Origin of the sequence: Rothia aerolata, from assembly GCF_014635585.1 — a bacterium.
Lineage (GTDB): Bacteria > Actinomycetota > Actinomycetes > Actinomycetales > Micrococcaceae > Rothia > Rothia aerolata.
Genome location: NZ_BMDC01000002.1, coordinates 350548 through 365851, shown reverse-complemented (window position 1 = coordinate 365851; position 15304 = coordinate 350548). Strand labels below are relative to the sequence as shown.

Below are 15304 nucleotides of genomic sequence, written 5' to 3'. Positions count from 1 at the left end.
GGTTTCCTTCTTAGCTGGAGTAGGCGGAGTTTTCTTCCACGTAGTCATGGGTAAGGTCGTTAGTGACGATGGTTGCCTCCTGAGTTCCGGCGCCCAGGTCAATATCAACGGTGACCTTCCGCTGGGCTGCAATGTCTACCAGGGAACGGTCTTCGCCAATTCCGCCACCGCGACAAATCTCCACCCCGTTGATGCTGACGTTAACCTTTTCGGGCTCAAACACCGCTTCGGTGGTGCCGACCTCGGAGAGGATTCTGCCCCAGTTGGGATCATTGCCGTAGATAGCGGTTTTGAAGAGGTTGGAGCGGGCCACCGCGCGGGAGACCTCTTCGGCGTCTGCTTCGGACGCTGCGTTGAAGGTACGCACGTGAATATCGTGGCTGGCGCCCTCGGCATCGGCCATGAGCTGCAGGGCGAGATCCTGGCAGACCTTGGTCAGAGCCTCGGTCAATTCTGCCTCGCCAGCCTCTACACCGCTGGCACCCGATGCCATGAGCAAAACGGTGTCGTTGGTTGACATGCAGCCGTCGGAGTCAGCCCTGTTGAAGCTCACCCGCACCGCTTCGCGCAGTGCGCGGTCAAGCATTTCTGAGGACGCCGCCGCGTCAGTAGTCACGACCACCAGCATGGTGGCCAGGCCCGGCGCCAGCATTCCCGCGCCCTTTGCCATACCGCCGATTCGATAGGAGCCGCCTGCTCCCTGCACGGTTAGCCCCGCCTGCTTGGAAACGGTATCGGTGGTCATGATTGCCTCGGCGGCATCGCTGGCATGGGCTTCGGAATCGCCCAGGTTAGCCGCTGCTTCACCGGCACCGGCCAGCAGTTTCTCCAGGGGCAGCCGCTCGCCAATCAGGCCCGTGGAGCAGACCGCCACATCTCCCGCTGAAACGTTCAGTAGCTCGGCCACCTCTTCTGCGGTGCGGTGGGTATCTTGAAAGCCCTCAAAGCCGGTGCAGGCGTTGGCCCCGCCGGAGTTCAGTATCACCGCGTCTACCCTGCCGTCGGTCACCACCTGCTGGCTCCACTGCACCGGAGCTGCGGCAAAGCGGTTGATGGTAAAGACCGCCGCAGCCCGGTGCTGGGGACCGTCGTTGACCACGAGTGCTAGGTCTTTCTTGCCAGCCTGCGCCGAGATTCCGGCGGCAAGGCCTGCGGTACGGAAACCGGCGGCAAAGCTCACGCCGTGGGTCTCTACGCCTTCAATGTGATGGGTGGTGGTCATTAGGGAACCAGACCTTCCTGAGCCAGTCCGAGATTTTCTTCTAGTCCGAGGGCAATATTCATCGACTGAATAGCGCCCCCGGCGGTGCCCTTGGCAAGGTTGTCAATCGCAGAGGTGACAATCACGCGCCCGGCGTGTTCGTCAAAGGCCAGCTGCATGACCGCGTGGTTGCTACCCTGCACGCTCTTGGTGTGGGGCCACTGCCCCTCGGGGAGCAGGTGCACAAAGGGCTCGTCTGTGTAGGCAGACTCCCAGGCGGCACGCAGGTCGGCCTCGCCCACGCCGTCCTTGACCTTGGCGGTGGCGGTCGCCAGGATTCCGCGCGGCATGGGAGCCAGGGTGGGGGTGAAGGAGATCTGCACGGGCTCACCGGCGGTGGCCGAGAGTTTTTCTTCGATTTCGGGGGTGTGACGGTGGCCCCCTCCCACGCCGTAGGGCAGCATTCCTCCCATGATTTCGGAGCCGAGCAGGTGGGGCTTGAGCGATTTACCCGCCCCCGAGGTGCCCGAGGCAGCAATAATGACGACGTCGCGCGGCTGCAGAAGACCGGCAGCAAAGCCGGGGTTCAGCGCCAGAATGGAGGCGGTCGGATAGCAGCCGGGCACGGCAATTCTGCTAGCTCCCCTGAGGGCCTCTCGCTGCTTGCCTTCTGAGGTCAGCAGTTCGGGCAGGCCGTAGGGCCAAAAACCTGCGTGCTCTGACTGATAAAACTTCTCCCAGGCGCTCGCTGATTCCAGGCGGTGGTCAGCACCGGCATCTATCACCAGGGTGCCCTCGGGCAGCTGAGCGGCAACCTCGGCCGAGGCGCCGTGGGGCAGGGCGAGAAAGACGACGTCGTGCCCCGCTAGGTTCTCCACCGTGGTGTCTTGTACGGTCAGATTAGCGTATTTTCGCAGGTGCGGGGCAAGGTCGCCGAGTCGCTGGCCCGCCGAGGAATGGGCGGCGACGGTTTTGACTTCTACTTCGGGGTGGGTGGCGAGCAGGCGCAGCACCTCTCCCCCGGCGTACCCGGTTGCTCCTGAAACAACTACTGAAAAACTCATGAAAACACTATAACGCAGAAATATGCATAGGTTTCAATAATTATTCACATAGTGGGCACATTTTGAGGATATTTCTATACGAAAGACTCGTTTAGACGGGCATCTTCAAGTAATACGGCGCACAAAAAGAGCGTGAAAGAGTAGAGTTTAAACCATGACTACACAGAACATTCCCACCCACCAGCAAGCAATCCTCGTGCACGAAACCGGCGCCCCCGACGTCCTCAAAATCGCCGAGGCTCCCGTAGAGCAGCCGGGCGAGAACCAGGTTTTGGTCAAAACCGCAGCCTCCGGCGTGAACTTTATCGAAACCTACCAGCGCAGCGGGGTCTACCCCATGGACCTGCCCTACACTCCCGGCGATGAAGCCGCCGGAACCGTGGTGGCAGTCGGCAGCGGCGTCACAAAATTTAAGGTCGGCGACCGGCTAGCTACAGCAGCCGCCCAGTCCACCTACCAGGAATATTTTCTGGTAGACGCCCAGCAGGCTGTGGCCGTTCCCGACGGCATCTCAGACGAGGTGGCGGCAGCTCTGCCCCTGCAGGGTATGACAGCCCACTATCTGACCCGCTCCACCTTTGAGGTCAAGCCCGAACACACCGTGCTCTTCCACGCCGGTGCCGGTGGAGTCGGCGGGCTGGCCATTCAGCTCATGAAGGCTGTTGGAGCCACCGTCATCACGACTGTCTCCACCGATGAAAAAGAAGCAATCGCCCGCGCCCACGGTGCCGACCACGTGCTCCGCTACGAAAACTTTGAGACCGAGGTTCGAGAAATTACCGGCGGAGAAGGGGTTGACGTCGTCTACGACTCAGTGGGCCTGGCAACTTTTGATTCTTCCCTGAAAACCCTCAAGCGCCGGGGCATGGCGGTGCTCTTTGGCGGAGCCTCAGGCCAGGTACCGCCCTTTGACCTGCAAACCCTCAATAAACTGGGCTCCCTCTACGTCACCCGCCCCTCCCTCTGGGCCTATATCGCCACCGAAGAAGAACTTACCTGGCGCCTCGAAGAACTCTTCAAGTCGGTTCTAGCGGGAGATCTCAAGGTCACTATCGACCAGAAGTTCCCGCTCGAGAAGGCCGCCGAAGCCCACGCCTACCTCGAGGACCGCAAGACCCGCGGTAAGGTAATCCTGGTGCCCTAATTCCCGGTTGCAAACCTCTGAAAACACGATAGAGAGAAAGAATATGCCTTCTTCCCAGCCCACCCTCACCGCCTCCCAGCAGGAGGCTCTCCATGAGTTTAAAGACATCATGGGCGCAGACAAGGTACTGCACGCAGAACACGCTACCCGCCCTTTTAGCAAGGGCTATCGTTTTGGCGGCGGCGCACTCTTTGCGGTACTACGCCCCACCAGCCTGGTAGAAGTATGGAAGGCTCTGCAGGTCTGCCTTTCCCACGATTTTATAGTGATTCCCCAGGCCTCAAACACCGGCCTGACCGGTGGTTCGGGCCCAGGCTTTCAGGACTACGACCGCCCGATTGTTCTGATTTCAACCCACCTCATTAATCAGGTACACCTGATTAACAACGCGCAGGAAGCTATCTCCCTAGCCGGTACTACGCTCATCCAGCTCACCGATGCGCTCACACCGCACCAGCGTGAACCGCATTCTGTAATTGGTTCGACCTCCATTGGCGCATCCGTGATCGGTGGTATCTCCAATAATTCTGGCGGCAGCCAGATTCGTAAGGGGCCGGCTTTCACCCGCGAGGCAATTTATGCCCGGGTGAACGAGGAAGGTTCGCTCGAGCTCGTCAACCATCTGGGTATCTCCTTGGGTGATGATCCCGAGGTGGCCCTTGACCGCCTGCAACGCGGTGATTGGTCACCTGCCGATGTCACTGCCCCTCCAGAAGACAGCCGGGAGACCGAGTACGCCGAGCACCTGCGCCAGATTGAGCCTAGCCCGGCCCGTTTTAATTCCAACCCCAAGTACCTCTTTGAAGCATCGGGCTCAGCAGGCAAAATCATGGTTTTTGCGGTGCGAACCCGTACCTTCCCGCTGGAGAAGAACCCCACCACTTTCTATATCGGAACCCACACACCCCGCGCGCTAGAAGAGATTCGCCGTCGCTTCTTGAGCGCCGATATGCCGCTACCCATCGCCGCTGAATATATGGGGCGCAGCGCTTTTGATCTGGCGGAGAAGTACGGCAAGGACACCTTCGTCTTCCTCAAGTACCTCAGCCCCGGCGTCCAAACCCGCATGTTTGCTTTCAAGACCTGGGCGAACGGAGTCTTTAGCAAAGTACCGGGTATTGGCCCCACCTTTGCAGATACGGTGTCGCAGTTTATCTTTGACCGGGTACCCGCTCAGATTCCCCAGCGTCTTATGGACTACCGCAACCGCTTCGAGCACCACCTCATTCTGACGGTCAGCGCCGAGCAGCGAGATCAGAGTAAGGCCCTACTCCAGGAGTTCTTTGCCAGCGAGAAGAATCTGGGGGATTTCTTCGTCTGCACCGCTGATGAAGAGAAGAGCGCCAACCTCAACCGCTTTGGTGCAGCCAGTGCTGCCACCCGCTACGCAGGTATCAAGCGCAAAAAACTGGGCGAACTCATTCCCATCGACGTTGCCCTGCGACGTGATGATTGGGACTGGCTTGAGACCCTGCCCGCTGAGATTGCGGACCAGCTAGATGTGGCTGCCTACTACGGTCATTTCTTCTGCCATGTGATGCACCAGGACTACGTGGCGAAGAAGGGCGTGGACCCACACAAGCTACACGATGACATCCAGGAGCTTCTCGAGGCTCGCGGCGCCAAGCTCCCGGCTGAGCACAACTACGGTCGCCTCTACCGTATGCCGGAGGAGATGGTGGATCACTTCAAGGAGCTAGACCCCACCAACACCTTCAACGCCGGTATCGGTGGCACTTCTCCCCGAAAGAATTGGGCCTAGTCGGTTAGTTAGTCTTCGAAATCGAAGTCATCGTAGTGGGCGTTGCGAGCTCGGCGGTTGAGCATCACAGCGCCCGTTACACCGGCAGCAAAAACCACCACGGCACCCAGCAGAGAGGCCCAGCCGCCAATCTTGGCATTGCGTACAGAGGCGCTGGTGACCTCGTTGATTGAACCGGGCTCACCGGTGCGTACCACCTCAACCTGCTGATCGCCGGTTTCTGCCAGCAGGGCATCAACCTCCTGGGGGAAATCGTTGCGAGTCTCACCGGTTTGAGAACCGCGGAATTCCACCATCTGGCCACCGTTGACCTGCTTGGCATCGGCCAAATCCGACTTGAAGGTAACCCCGTTCAGTGCCTGGTCGGCGGGCAGAGACCCCGAATACTTAGCAACGTTGGACTTGGTCTGAAGGTCAGGAGTGAGATCAACAAAGCGACCGCTCATCACCCAGGTCTTATCTTCAAAACCCTCGTCTTCGCGTGCGCCGTTGAGCGCCCGAATACCGAGCACGCAGAGCAGAATCGCCAGAAGAACAGAGAGCAAAACCAGGCCAGCAGAGAGCCAGCGGGAGCGAGAATCAGAGGGCTCGTTCAGCTCTTCGTCTTCGTCAACGAGTTCAAAGAACTCATCGTTGGGTTCCCGGCTTGAATCCTGAGTCACTGTTCTCTCCCAAAGTTGGTGGTTAGTCTTTCGATACAGATAGAGCGCGTAGGGTCATCATTCTACGCGCTCTATCTAAATCTTTTCTCCCCGAAACCGGGGAAGATTGAGGAAACCTCAGATCTTATACTTAGCCGCGCATGACAGCGCCGAACCGCTCTGCGGCTAGGGCAACTGCTGCCTCACGCGACTCAGAGGCTTCTTCGGCGGTCAGGGTGCGGTCATTGGCGCGGAAGCGCAGGGCAAAGGCCACAGACTTCTTGCCCTCTTCGATACCGGTGCCCCGGTAGTCGTCAAAGACCCGAATGTCTTCCAAAAGCTCCCCCGCGCCCTCCGCCAGAGCGTCGGCAATCTCAGAAGCCGGAACGGCGGCGTCCACAATCAGCGCGACGTCCTGGTTGGTGGCGGGGTAGCCGTAGATACCGTAGGCCCCAACAGGGCCGCTTGCGTCTTCCAGCAGGGCGGTGAAGTTCAGCTCGAAAGCACAGGTGCGCTCGGGCAGATCCAGGCTCTTCAGCAGCTTGGGATGCAGTTCACCGGCATAACCGATCACGGTGCCATCGCTTGCCAGCAGGGCAGCGGTGCGACCGGGGTGGAAGGCCTGGTGCTGGCCCTGGGCAACACCCAGGTCAATGCCGGTAGAATCTGCCACCAGACGGGAGGCGTCCAGCGCATCACGCCAGTCGTAGGCGCGGGCGGTAGCCCCGGGCATATCCTCGTGTTCCTTGCCCGCAAACAGACCCGCAATCAGGCGGGGCTGGTCTGGAATACCGGCGTTGAGATCGGCCAGAACCTCGTCTGAGGGGCGAACACCCAGGCCGGGGATTTCCTTAGAACCCAGCTGCTTGCCGGGAATAAAGACATGACCCTGCTCATAGATAGCTAGGTTCTTAAAACCGCGGGAGAGGTTACGCTTGAGAACGCCCACCAGACCGGGCAGCAGGGAGCGGCGCAACCAGCCCTCCGCCTCAGAGATGGGGTTGGTCAGCTTAACCGAAGCCAGCTTCTCGCCCTCGGTCGCTGCTGCCCAGAGGTTATTGTCTTCTTCGGAAACAAAGGGGTAGGCAAAGACCTCTGTCATTCCCGCCGCAGCCAGAGCATTCAGGGCTGCCCGGCGAGCCACCTGCTCGGCGGTATAGCCGCGGCCGGGAGGCGCCACAGGCAGAGTGGAGGGAATCTTATCGTAGCCGTCGAGACGCGCGACCTCTTCGGTCAGGTCTTCCTTGTTGGCTAGGTCAGTTCGCCAGGACGGCGCGGTGACGGTGAATCCCTCGGAGCCGGTTTCAACGGTGGCGCCAATTGCCTCAAGCAGGGAGACAATCTGCTCTTCGCTGTAGTCCACGCCGATTCGGCCGGCGGTGTAGCCAGCAGGGAGCTCAATTGGCTCGGCTGCCACGGTGTTATTGACGTCGGTCACGCCCTCATCAGCGGAACCGCCGCCCAGCTCCACCAGCAGGTCTACCGCGCGCTGGGCGGCCGCTGCCTGAAGCTGGGGGTCGACGCCGCGCTCAAACCGCTTGGAGGCATCGGATGAGAGCTTATGACGGCGGGAGGTGCGGGCAACCGATACCTCGTCGAAGCGGGCGGCCTCAATCATCACCCGGCTAGTTTCGGTCGAGCACTCGGTGGAGGCACCGCCCATTACGCCGGCCAGGCCGATAGGACCCGAGTTATCGCAGATCAGCAGATCTTCAACGTGAAGGCTGCGCTCCTTCTCGTCCAGGGTGGTCAGCTTCTCCCCCGCCTGTGCGCGGCGAACCGTCAGGCCGCCGTCCAGCTTATCGGCATCGTAGAAGTGCAGGGGCTGGCCGGTTTCCAGCATCACGTAGTTAGAAATGTCCACCGGCAGGGAGATCGAGCGGAGCCCTGCCAGGCGCAGGCGGGATGCCATCCACACCGGGGTCGGTGCCGCAGAGTTCACGCCGGAGACCGAGCGCACCACAAAGCGGGTGGCACCGGGCTTGCCGTGAATGGGGGCATCGTCGGTCAGCTCCACCGAGAGACCAGAGTTATTAGCCGCCGGGGTGCGCTCTGCCAGCTTCAGCACAAAGTCGTCAAAGTCGGTGCCGGTGGCGTGGCAGTACTCGCGGGCAATACCGCGAAGAGAGAAAGCGTAACCACGATCGGGGGTTACGTTGACTTCCGCAGCCTCGTCGTAGAGACCCAGCACCTCCAGGGCATCGGTGCCAATCTCAGGGTCAAGCCCCAGGTCAGAGAGCACAATAATGCCGTTGTGGTCATCGCCCAGGCCCAGCTCCTTGGCAGAAGCCAGCATACCCGCTGACTTATGGCCGTAGGTCTTGCGCGCAGAAATCTGGAAGTTACCGGGCAGGACGGCGCCGGGTAGGGTCACTACCACCTTGTCGCCCACCTCGAAGTTGTGGGCGCCGCAGATAATTCCCTGCACGCCATCCTCTTCAATACCCTTACCGGTTAGGGTCTGCTTCTGGCCCTCGGGTACAACCCGCACCGAGCACCAGTTCACGGTCTTGCCGTTGGAGTGGGTCTCCTCTTCACGGGTCAGCACCTGGCCCACCACAATGGGGCCCGAGAGCTCGTCGGTGGGGCGGTGAACATCTTCTTCTTCCAGGCCAACCTTCACCAGGGTGGCCATCACATCTTCGGCAGTCGCGTCTGCCGGTACCGGTGCGTATTCACGCAACCAAGAAAGTGGGATACGCATTCTTAGATCTCCATTCCGAACTGCTGGCTGAAGCGGATATCGCCCTCAATCATGTCGTGCATGTCTGCTACACCGTTACGGAACATGAGGGTGCGTTCCAGGCCCATACCAAAGGCGAAACCCGAGTAAACTTCGGGGTCGATACCGGCTGCCCGCAACACATTGGGGTTGACCATGCCGCAGCCACCCCACTCAATCCAGGCGGGGCCACCCTTGGCACCGGGGTGCCAGAGGTCCAGCTCGGCAGAGGGCTCGGTGAAGGGGAAGTAGTTGGGACGCAGGCGAATCTTAGCCTCGGGGCCAAACATCTCGCGCGCCATGTGCTCCAGGGTGCCCTTCAAATCAGCCATGGTCAGGTTCTTATCCACCGCCAGGCCCTCAATCTGGTGGAAGACCGGGGTATGGGTAGCATCAAGCTCATCGGTACGGTAGACCTGGCCGGGGCAGACCACGTACACCGGCAGCTCACGAGAAAGCAGCGAGCGCATCTGCACCGGCGAGGTGTGGGTACGCATCAGCAGGTGGGCGCTAGCAGGTTCAACGAAGAAAGTATCCTGCAGCTCACGCGCCGGGTGGTCAGGCTTGAAGTTCAGCGAGTCAAAGTTGAACCACTCCGATTCAACCTCGGGGCCGTCGGCAACTTCCCAACCCATGCCCACAAAAATATCGGTGAGCTTATCCTGCAAAATATTCAGCGGGTGACGGCCGCCCAGGCCACGGCGAGGAGAGGCAGCAGTAACATCTACCGCCTCTTCAATGAGAATTCGTGTATCGCGCTCCTCTTCAAGCTGAGCGTTCTTCGCCTCCAGAGCCTTGGTCAGGCGACCGCGGGCCTGGCCCATGAGCTTGCCGACCTCAGCCTTGTGCTCCTTGCTCAAAGACTTCATCTGCTTGTTGGCCAGGGTAAAAGCACCCTTATCCCCCAGGAATGCCAGGCGGGTAGCCTTCAGCTGATCAAAATCATCTGACTCCTGCTCAATCGCCTTCTGAGCACGGTCAAATTCATCAGCAAATGCCTTCTTTACGGTCTCCAGGCCACCGGCGGGGTCGGCCTCAAGAATGTCTTTAATGTTCGCCAGAACTCTGTACGATTCTGGAGCCTTTGCTTCTTCAGGCAAAGATTCGCTCATGGATTACTCATCTCTTGACGTCGTCTCGTGCGGGCACCGCGCCGCGGGCACAGTAAACCCCTTGATAGTCACCCACCAGTCTAGTGGCTCACCGGGTTCAACGCGATTTTTACGGGTGTGAGGTTCTGAGAAGCTCTTACTTCTTCAGCTTATCCGGGTTCAGGTCTCGCCAGATCTGGCGCGCCAGCTTTCTCACTGACTCATCGGCCGGCTGCACGCCCACCTTATTCAGGGCCGTCTTCAGCTCTTCAAAAATCTGCTTCTTGTCTTTGCCCTGCGCCTTCTCCACCACCGAGTTGATGGCATGGTTGGTCACCATCTGAATCTGCTGCTCAAGTTCGCTGGGAATAGCCTGCTGGTTTTCGCTCATGCTTTTAACCTATCAGGACGCCGCCGCCCCACTGAACCTCGCGGGTTCCGGTGGGGCGGCGGCGTCCTAGATATAACCTAAACCCTCTGCGACCTACTTACGCAGACCGTTGTAAAGGGCCGGCTTATTAGTCTGCACCAGCCACACGACGTTCAAAAGAACCACCAGCAGGTAGCAGACGGCAGCAATCAGCAAAAGAGTACCGCCATTCACCAGGCAGACAATGGCGCTAACAATACCCATGATGATTCCCACCAGGGCAAAAACCATCCCGATCATGCGGCCAGTGTTGGAGCGCTTGCCCATCAGGTAGCCCACCGTGCCGTAGAGAAGCAGGGCCACCAGACCCGAGCAGATTCCGGCCGAGACCGCAGCGCCGGGCTCAAAGTGGCCAAACTCCTGGGCGGTTTGCACGTTGGCGGTAAAGCTCAGCGCCAGCGCCAGAAGAAAGAAGAGGGCAGAAGCGGCCAGCACCACCTGAGACTTTTGAATAGCCTGATTGGGCTTGAGCTGCTCGGGGCTGTAGGCATAGCCAGCGGAGGTGGCAAAAGGGTGGGCCTTCTCCTGCTGGTGAGCCTCGTAGCTTTCACCGCCGTAGGTGTTGTAGGCACCGTAGCCGGTGCTGGTTCCATAGCCGCTTTTCTCTAGCAGTTCCTGCTTCTTGGCCATTGCTGTCTCCTCTGGTCGCTAATTTGGAGTATTGCTTACCAGTTTAGTGCATGGAGGGGTAGCGGGGAGTCAGAGCCGCGGTCACATCTTTCTTCCAGGCAAAGACCAGCCACACGATACCCAGCACGCCCCAAATGAGGCTGAGCAGAGGCTCAATCACATCTCCCATGAAGAGTCCCAGGGCTCCAAAGAGGCCAAAGGCCACCGACAGGGCTGCAAAAACGGTACCGGTAATTCGGCCGGCGTTGCTGCCCTTATTAATGAGGGAGTAGACCAGGAAGTAAAGGCCCAGGCCCACCACAATCAGGATGATGCTGACAATAACGGTAGAGGCGGTAAAGAGGCCGTTCGTCTGAGCATCAAGGTCGGCTGTGACGTCCTGGTCAGTGAACATATTGGCCACGTAGCTGAGTGTATAGGCTGCCGCAGACGCCCACATCACCCCGTGTAGCTTCTTGATAGAGGGATGGTTCTTCAGGTTTTTCTGAAGCTGCTGGCCCATCGAAATCGCCTGGGTGTCGTTGGGAACCTGAGAATAGTTGTCACCGTGGTCGGGGTTGTAGGAAGGAATCGACATTGATAGCTCCTCGGTTGATATTAAGGGGGTCACCCAGCATTCTTTCAGGTTTAAGACGTTCAGGGGCACTCTTTGGCCCAAAATCGCTAAATTTTTTGGCCGAACAGTGCCCCTGGCGGTTATATATCAGGCGAAGAGTCCCGAAGCGAGAAAGTCATTCTCGTCTTTCACTCCGGGCGGCACCGCAAAGAGGGCGCTGCCTGTGTGGCGCAGGTACTCGCTCATAGCGTCAGATTTCATCATGGTCTGTAACAGCGGCACAAAGTGGGTGCGGGGGTCGCAGACGTAGGCAATGAAGAAGAGACCGGCATCCAGGTGCCCCAGACCGTCGGTACCGTCGGTGTAGTTATAGCCGCGGCGCAGCATCTGCACCCCCTTATTTTGGTCGGGGTGCATGAGCCTCACGTGCGAGTCGGCGGGAATAATCGGCCCCGTTTTACCCTGCATGGAGAAATCCGGCTCATCAAATTCGCCGCCACCAGACAGGGGCGCCCCCTCTTTCTTGGTGCGGCCCACAATCTCCTCCTGCTCCTGCAGGGGCGCCCTGTCCCAGGGCTCAATCATCATGGCAATACGGCGGGTAGCGCAGTAGCTGCCGCCGGTCATCCAGTCGGGGCTGCCCTCTGAATTTGAGGACGACGCCCACACGTGCTGGTCCAGAAGCTCAGGGTCCTCGGTTTTCAGGTTGGCGGTGCCGTCTTTAAAACCGAAGAGGTTGCGCGGGGTCACTTGGGAGGTCGAGGTGGATGACGTGCGGCCAAAGCCCAACTGGCTCCAGGCAATCACTGCCCGGCCGCGGGCAATGCGCACCAGGTTTCTCACCGCGTGCACCGCTACCTGCGGGTCATCGGCACAGGCCTGAATGCAGAGGTCTCCCCCGCTGCGGTTTTCCTCCAGCATGTCCCCGCTCATCTTGGGAATCTCAATCAGGGCAGGCGGCATCTTATCCTTTAGCCCGAGCCGATCATTGCCGTCAGCATCGACAAAGAGCGAGCGCCCCAGCCCGAAGGTCAGGGTCAGGTGGGCCGCCGAGAGATCCATTGCCTCGCCGGTGTCGTCTGGCGGTGCCTGGTAGGGCTTCTCGCGACCCACCGGCTGGCCGGCCATGAGCTGCCGCGCCGCCGTCGTCCAGTCTTCGAAGAGTTCCTGAAGCTCATCACGGTCTTTGACCTTCACATTGAGCGAGGCGAAGTGCATGCGGTCCTGGGCCGGGGTCTCGATACCGGTCTGGTGGTCGCCGTGAAAGTCGTAGGAGTCGCTGGCGTTTTGCTGCTCGCCCTCTTCACTGTGGGCGCCCCAGGCGTAGCCGGCGCTGGCGGCTCCTGCCACCGCAACCAGGGACGCCGCTGAGCCCAGGGCGGCGCGACGGCTCAGGCCGGTCTTGGGGCCGGTTTGCTTCTTCTCTGCCATGACTAGCCCACAACCACGCCGGTCAGCTGGCTCAGGGGCTCGCTGAGCGCATCGATGGAGTCGGAGAGTTCCCTCACCTGGTCTTCGGAGAGATCCTGGTAATTCTTGAAGCCCTCACCCTGCTTATGCTGATCTAGCAGGTTCTGAACGTCGGTGAACTTCTCGTCAATCTCGGTGGCAAGGTCAGCGTCCTTGGACTCCACGATGGGCCGCAGGTCCTCAAAGGCCACGCGAGCGCCGTCCACATTTCCCTGGAAGTCCGAGAGGTCGGTGTGAGACCAAATCTCCTCTTCGCCGGTAACCTTGGAGGCGGTGACCTCATCCAGTAGCGACTTGGAGCCGTTGGCAATCTGGTCTACTGTTAGGTCCAGCTCACGGGTTTGGTCGTAGAGGGACTGGGTATCTTCCTTGAGCGTCTCAGCCATCTTCTGACGCTCGGAGGGGCTCAGCGGCTGGTAGTCTTCACCGCCGTTGGCAGCTGCACTCGGTTGCCAGAGGTCCTTTTCAATGGCGTGCCAGCCTGTCCAGTCCTGGCCCTCTTCAAGGTCTGCCTCGCGGGAGTCCAGTTTGGGGTCAAGGTCGCCAAAGGATTCGGCGACCGGCTCAATCCGCTCATAGTGCAGGCGGGCATCGGCGTACATACTGCGGGCGGTCTCGTCGTCGCCGGAAGCATAGGCATCGGCGAAGGCATCGGTCTTGGTCTTGAGTTGCTCCACCTGGTCTTTGACGTAGGAGGTGTACTGAGAAATCGCGGTATCCCGTAGCGCCTGCTCATCGTCTGAGACCGGCTGGGCATCGGGGTTGGCGGTAACGGTAAAGTCACCGACAATGCCGTCGCCCACCATGCCCGGCTTGCAGGAGGTCTTGTAGTTTCCCTCCGCCAGCTCCACGGTCAAATCGCGGGAAATACCGGGGCCGATATTTTCAACCTCGGAGATAATGCGGATCCCATCTTCTGCCAGCACGTAGAATTCGGTGACCTCGCTACCGTCATTGGTCACGGTGAAGGTGGTGGTTCCCGCCTTGGTTTCGGTGGTGGACACATCACAGGTATCAGCGGTAGATGAAACAGCAATCTTGCCGTCCTCACTACCCGAAGACTGGTCATTGGGAGTGCAGGCGGTCAGGGAAATCGCCGCGACGGAGAGCAGGGCCGAGGCAGCCCAGAGGTTCTTTTTCATCAAGTATTTTCCTTAGAGACTGAATTAGGCAGTGGCTACCGCTACGCTGCGGCGGTTGCGCACCCGGTAGGAACGAATAAAGAAGGTCAGCACAATGGCCACGTAGAGTAGCCACACCAGGGCTTCGAGCCAGGTGGTTGCCGGGGAGAAATTGAAGACCCCCTTCAGCAGCGTTCCGATAAAGGACGACGGCGGGATAGTTTCCGAGACGTCGAAAGCAAGTGAATTGAGACCGGGCAGAATAGCGGCTTCTTGCAGGTCGTGCACGCCGTAGGCCAGTACACCGGCGGCAACAAAAATCAGGAAAGCGCCCGTCCAGGTAAAGAACTTTGAGAGGTTGAGCTTTAGCGCTCCCCGCATCAGCAACCAGGCGAGCACAATGGCAATGAGAATACCGGTCAGGGCACCAAGAAGGGCATGGGAACCGCTGCCGGCTGCCTGGGAAGCTGCCCAGATAAAGAGGGCGGTCTCAAGGCCCTCCCTACCGACCGAGAGAGCAGCAAGAAGAACCACGCCCCAGGTGCTTTCTTGAACGGTGTCGAGGCGGGAGCTCAAGTCCTTAGAGAGGCTACGGGAGTTAGCTGCCATCCAGAAAATCATCCAGGTCACGAAACCCACGGCGATGATTGATAGGCCACCGCCGATTGCCTCCTGCGCCTCAAAGGTTAGCCCGTTAGGCCCAAAGGTAAGAAAGGCGCCAAAGGCTAGAGAAATAATGACGGCGCAGGCGATACCGGCCCAAATTTTAGGGAGCAAATGGGTGCGGTTGGTTTTGCGCACATAGGCGATAAGGATTCCCACCACCAGGGCGGCCTCGAGGCCTTCGCGCAGACCTATCAACAGATTAGCAATCACAGTTTTAGCTTCCTCAAGGATAGCCTGAGCTGCCATTTAGGCAGACCTAACCCTGTTAATATATACCCCTCTGTAGAAATCGCTTACTATATTACGCTCCCTGTATAGAAAAAGTGGGCACCCGATGGTGCCCACTTGATTGTGCTTTCAAGCTAGAGAGCAATATTCAGCAGTTCCCGAACAATGGGTTCATCTGCATCAATCCAGTCAAGCTCAAGAATGTCGCGGTCCAGCTTCACCCAGCGCACCTGAGCGTGATCCTGCAAAGCCTCAGGCTCGCCGTCAACAATTTCGGCAAAGAAAACCCGCATAGCAGCTTTCTCGTTCAGCTCCCAGCCCTGGTCGTGGGGTCCGGCAATCTCAGAACCCAGACGCACCGCAACACCCAGCTCTTCGTGCAGCTCCCGCACCAGGGCATCGTGGGCCGACTCAACTTCTTCCACCTTGCCACCGGGGAACTCCCAGCGACCGGCGAATTCCTCGGGTGCAGAGCGCTGCCCCACCAGAAGCTTGGTGGGCTTCTCCAGGGAATCAACGATAGCTCCGCCTACTACCTGTACCGAATACTTGCTGTGCACTGTAGGATAATCGCTCAT

Annotated in this window: 14 protein-coding genes; 2 read left to right on the top strand and 12 right to left on the bottom strand. The window is 59.3% G+C overall.

What is annotated here, in order from left to right:
* Positions 1 to 10: 10 nt before the first annotated feature.
* Together argJ and argC are read right to left on the bottom strand one after the other, a co-directional pair.
* Entirely contained in the window at positions 11 to 1222 is a 1212-nt protein-coding gene (gene argJ / locus IEV00_RS07860) for a bifunctional glutamate N-acetyltransferase/amino-acid acetyltransferase ArgJ (protein WP_188359793.1), read from the bottom strand.
* Positions 1222 to 2265 carry an N-acetyl-gamma-glutamyl-phosphate reductase gene (gene argC / locus IEV00_RS07855; RefSeq protein ID WP_188359792.1) on the bottom strand — a complete coding sequence of 348 codons (1044 nt, stop codon included), beginning with the start codon at positions 2263 to 2265 and terminating at the stop codon, positions 1222 to 1224. Before argC ends, argJ begins: the two co-directional genes overlap by 1 nt.
* A gap of 154 nt (positions 2266 to 2419) precedes the next feature.
* Between argC and IEV00_RS07850 the strand changes: the two genes are divergently transcribed.
* Complete coding sequence (locus IEV00_RS07850; RefSeq protein ID WP_188359791.1) at positions 2420 to 3409, top strand: quinone oxidoreductase family protein; 990 nt, start codon at positions 2420 to 2422, stop codon at positions 3407 to 3409.
* Between the two features lie 43 nt (positions 3410 to 3452).
* The gene (gene dld, locus IEV00_RS07845; RefSeq protein ID WP_188359790.1) at positions 3453 to 5171 is read left to right on the top strand and encodes a D-lactate dehydrogenase; all 1719 of its coding nucleotides are present in this window, start codon (positions 3453 to 3455) and stop codon (positions 5169 to 5171) included.
* A gap of 8 nt (positions 5172 to 5179) precedes the next feature.
* Here dld and IEV00_RS07840 read toward each other — a convergent pair whose 3' ends face one another.
* From IEV00_RS07840 to IEV00_RS07795, 10 genes are all read right to left on the bottom strand, one after another.
* The gene (locus IEV00_RS07840; RefSeq protein WP_188359789.1) at positions 5180 to 5833 is read right to left on the bottom strand and encodes a hypothetical protein; all 654 of its coding nucleotides are present in this window, start codon (positions 5831 to 5833) and stop codon (positions 5180 to 5182) included.
* Positions 5834 to 5963: 130 nt separating this feature from the next.
* Positions 5964 to 8516, bottom strand: a complete 2553-nt coding sequence (gene pheT, locus IEV00_RS07835; protein WP_188359788.1) for a phenylalanine--tRNA ligase subunit beta — start codon at positions 8514 to 8516, stop codon at positions 5964 to 5966.
* Positions 8517 to 8518: 2 nt separating this feature from the next.
* The gene (gene pheS, locus IEV00_RS07830) at positions 8519 to 9646 is read right to left on the bottom strand and encodes a phenylalanine--tRNA ligase subunit alpha (RefSeq protein WP_188359787.1); all 1128 of its coding nucleotides are present in this window, start codon (positions 9644 to 9646) and stop codon (positions 8519 to 8521) included.
* Between the two features lie 136 nt (positions 9647 to 9782).
* Entirely contained in the window at positions 9783 to 10016 is a 234-nt protein-coding gene (locus tag IEV00_RS07825; protein WP_188359786.1) for a hypothetical protein, read from the bottom strand.
* A 93-nt stretch (positions 10017 to 10109) separates the two neighbouring features.
* Positions 10110 to 10685: a hypothetical protein gene (locus tag IEV00_RS07820; protein ID WP_188359785.1), complete on the bottom strand. Its 576-nt coding sequence runs from the start codon at positions 10683 to 10685 to the stop codon at positions 10110 to 10112.
* Positions 10686 to 10728: 43 nt separating this feature from the next.
* Positions 10729 to 11262: a hypothetical protein gene (locus tag IEV00_RS07815; protein ID WP_188359784.1), complete on the bottom strand. Its 534-nt coding sequence runs from the start codon at positions 11260 to 11262 to the stop codon at positions 10729 to 10731.
* 126 nt (positions 11263 to 11388) lie between these two features.
* The gene (gene efeB, locus IEV00_RS07810) at positions 11389 to 12672 is read right to left on the bottom strand and encodes an iron uptake transporter deferrochelatase/peroxidase subunit (RefSeq protein WP_188359783.1); all 1284 of its coding nucleotides are present in this window, start codon (positions 12670 to 12672) and stop codon (positions 11389 to 11391) included.
* A 2-nt stretch (positions 12673 to 12674) separates the two neighbouring features.
* Positions 12675 to 13853 carry an iron uptake system protein EfeO gene (gene efeO, locus IEV00_RS07805; protein ID WP_188359782.1) on the bottom strand — a complete coding sequence of 393 codons (1179 nt, stop codon included), beginning with the start codon at positions 13851 to 13853 and terminating at the stop codon, positions 12675 to 12677.
* Positions 13854 to 13877: 24 nt separating this feature from the next.
* Positions 13878 to 14744, bottom strand: a complete 867-nt coding sequence (efeU, locus tag IEV00_RS07800) for an iron uptake transporter permease EfeU (RefSeq protein ID WP_229723136.1) — start codon at positions 14742 to 14744, stop codon at positions 13878 to 13880.
* Positions 14745 to 14860: 116 nt separating this feature from the next.
* The gene (locus IEV00_RS07795; RefSeq protein ID WP_188359781.1) at positions 14861 to 15304 is read right to left on the bottom strand and encodes a (deoxy)nucleoside triphosphate pyrophosphohydrolase; all 444 of its coding nucleotides are present in this window, start codon (positions 15302 to 15304) and stop codon (positions 14861 to 14863) included.

Excerpts from the sequence above, each read along its gene's own strand:
- dld (WP_188359790.1), top strand. The coding sequence starts at position 3,453 with ATGCCTTCTTCCCAGCCCACCCTCACCGCCTCCCAGCAGGAGGCTCTC.
- pheT (WP_188359788.1), bottom strand. The coding sequence starts at position 8,516 with ATGCGTATCCCACTTTCTTGGTTGCGTGAATACGCACCGGTACCGGCA.
- IEV00_RS07815 (WP_188359784.1), bottom strand. The coding sequence starts at position 11,262 with ATGTCGATTCCTTCCTACAACCCCGACCACGGTGACAACTATTCTCAG.
- argJ (WP_188359793.1), bottom strand. The coding sequence starts at position 1,222 with ATGACCACCACCCATCACATTGAAGGCGTAGAGACCCACGGCGTGAGC.
- efeO (WP_188359782.1), bottom strand. The coding sequence starts at position 13,853 with ATGAAAAAGAACCTCTGGGCTGCCTCGGCCCTGCTCTCCGTCGCGGCG.
- argC (WP_188359792.1), bottom strand. The coding sequence starts at position 2,265 with ATGAGTTTTTCAGTAGTTGTTTCAGGAGCAACCGGGTACGCCGGGGGA.
- IEV00_RS07795 (WP_188359781.1), bottom strand. The coding sequence starts at position 15,304 with ATGAGCGATTATCCTACAGTGCACAGCAAGTATTCGGTACAGGTAGTA.
- pheS (WP_188359787.1), bottom strand. The coding sequence starts at position 9,646 with ATGAGCGAATCTTTGCCTGAAGAAGCAAAGGCTCCAGAATCGTACAGA.
- IEV00_RS07825 (WP_188359786.1), bottom strand. The coding sequence starts at position 10,016 with ATGAGCGAAAACCAGCAGGCTATTCCCAGCGAACTTGAGCAGCAGATT.
- IEV00_RS07820 (WP_188359785.1), bottom strand. The coding sequence starts at position 10,685 with ATGGCCAAGAAGCAGGAACTGCTAGAGAAAAGCGGCTATGGAACCAGC.
- efeU (WP_229723136.1), bottom strand. The coding sequence starts at position 14,744 with ATGGCAGCTCAGGCTATCCTTGAGGAAGCTAAAACTGTGATTGCTAAT.
- IEV00_RS07850 (WP_188359791.1), top strand. The coding sequence starts at position 2,420 with ATGACTACACAGAACATTCCCACCCACCAGCAAGCAATCCTCGTGCAC.
- efeB (WP_188359783.1), bottom strand. The coding sequence starts at position 12,672 with ATGGCAGAGAAGAAGCAAACCGGCCCCAAGACCGGCCTGAGCCGTCGC.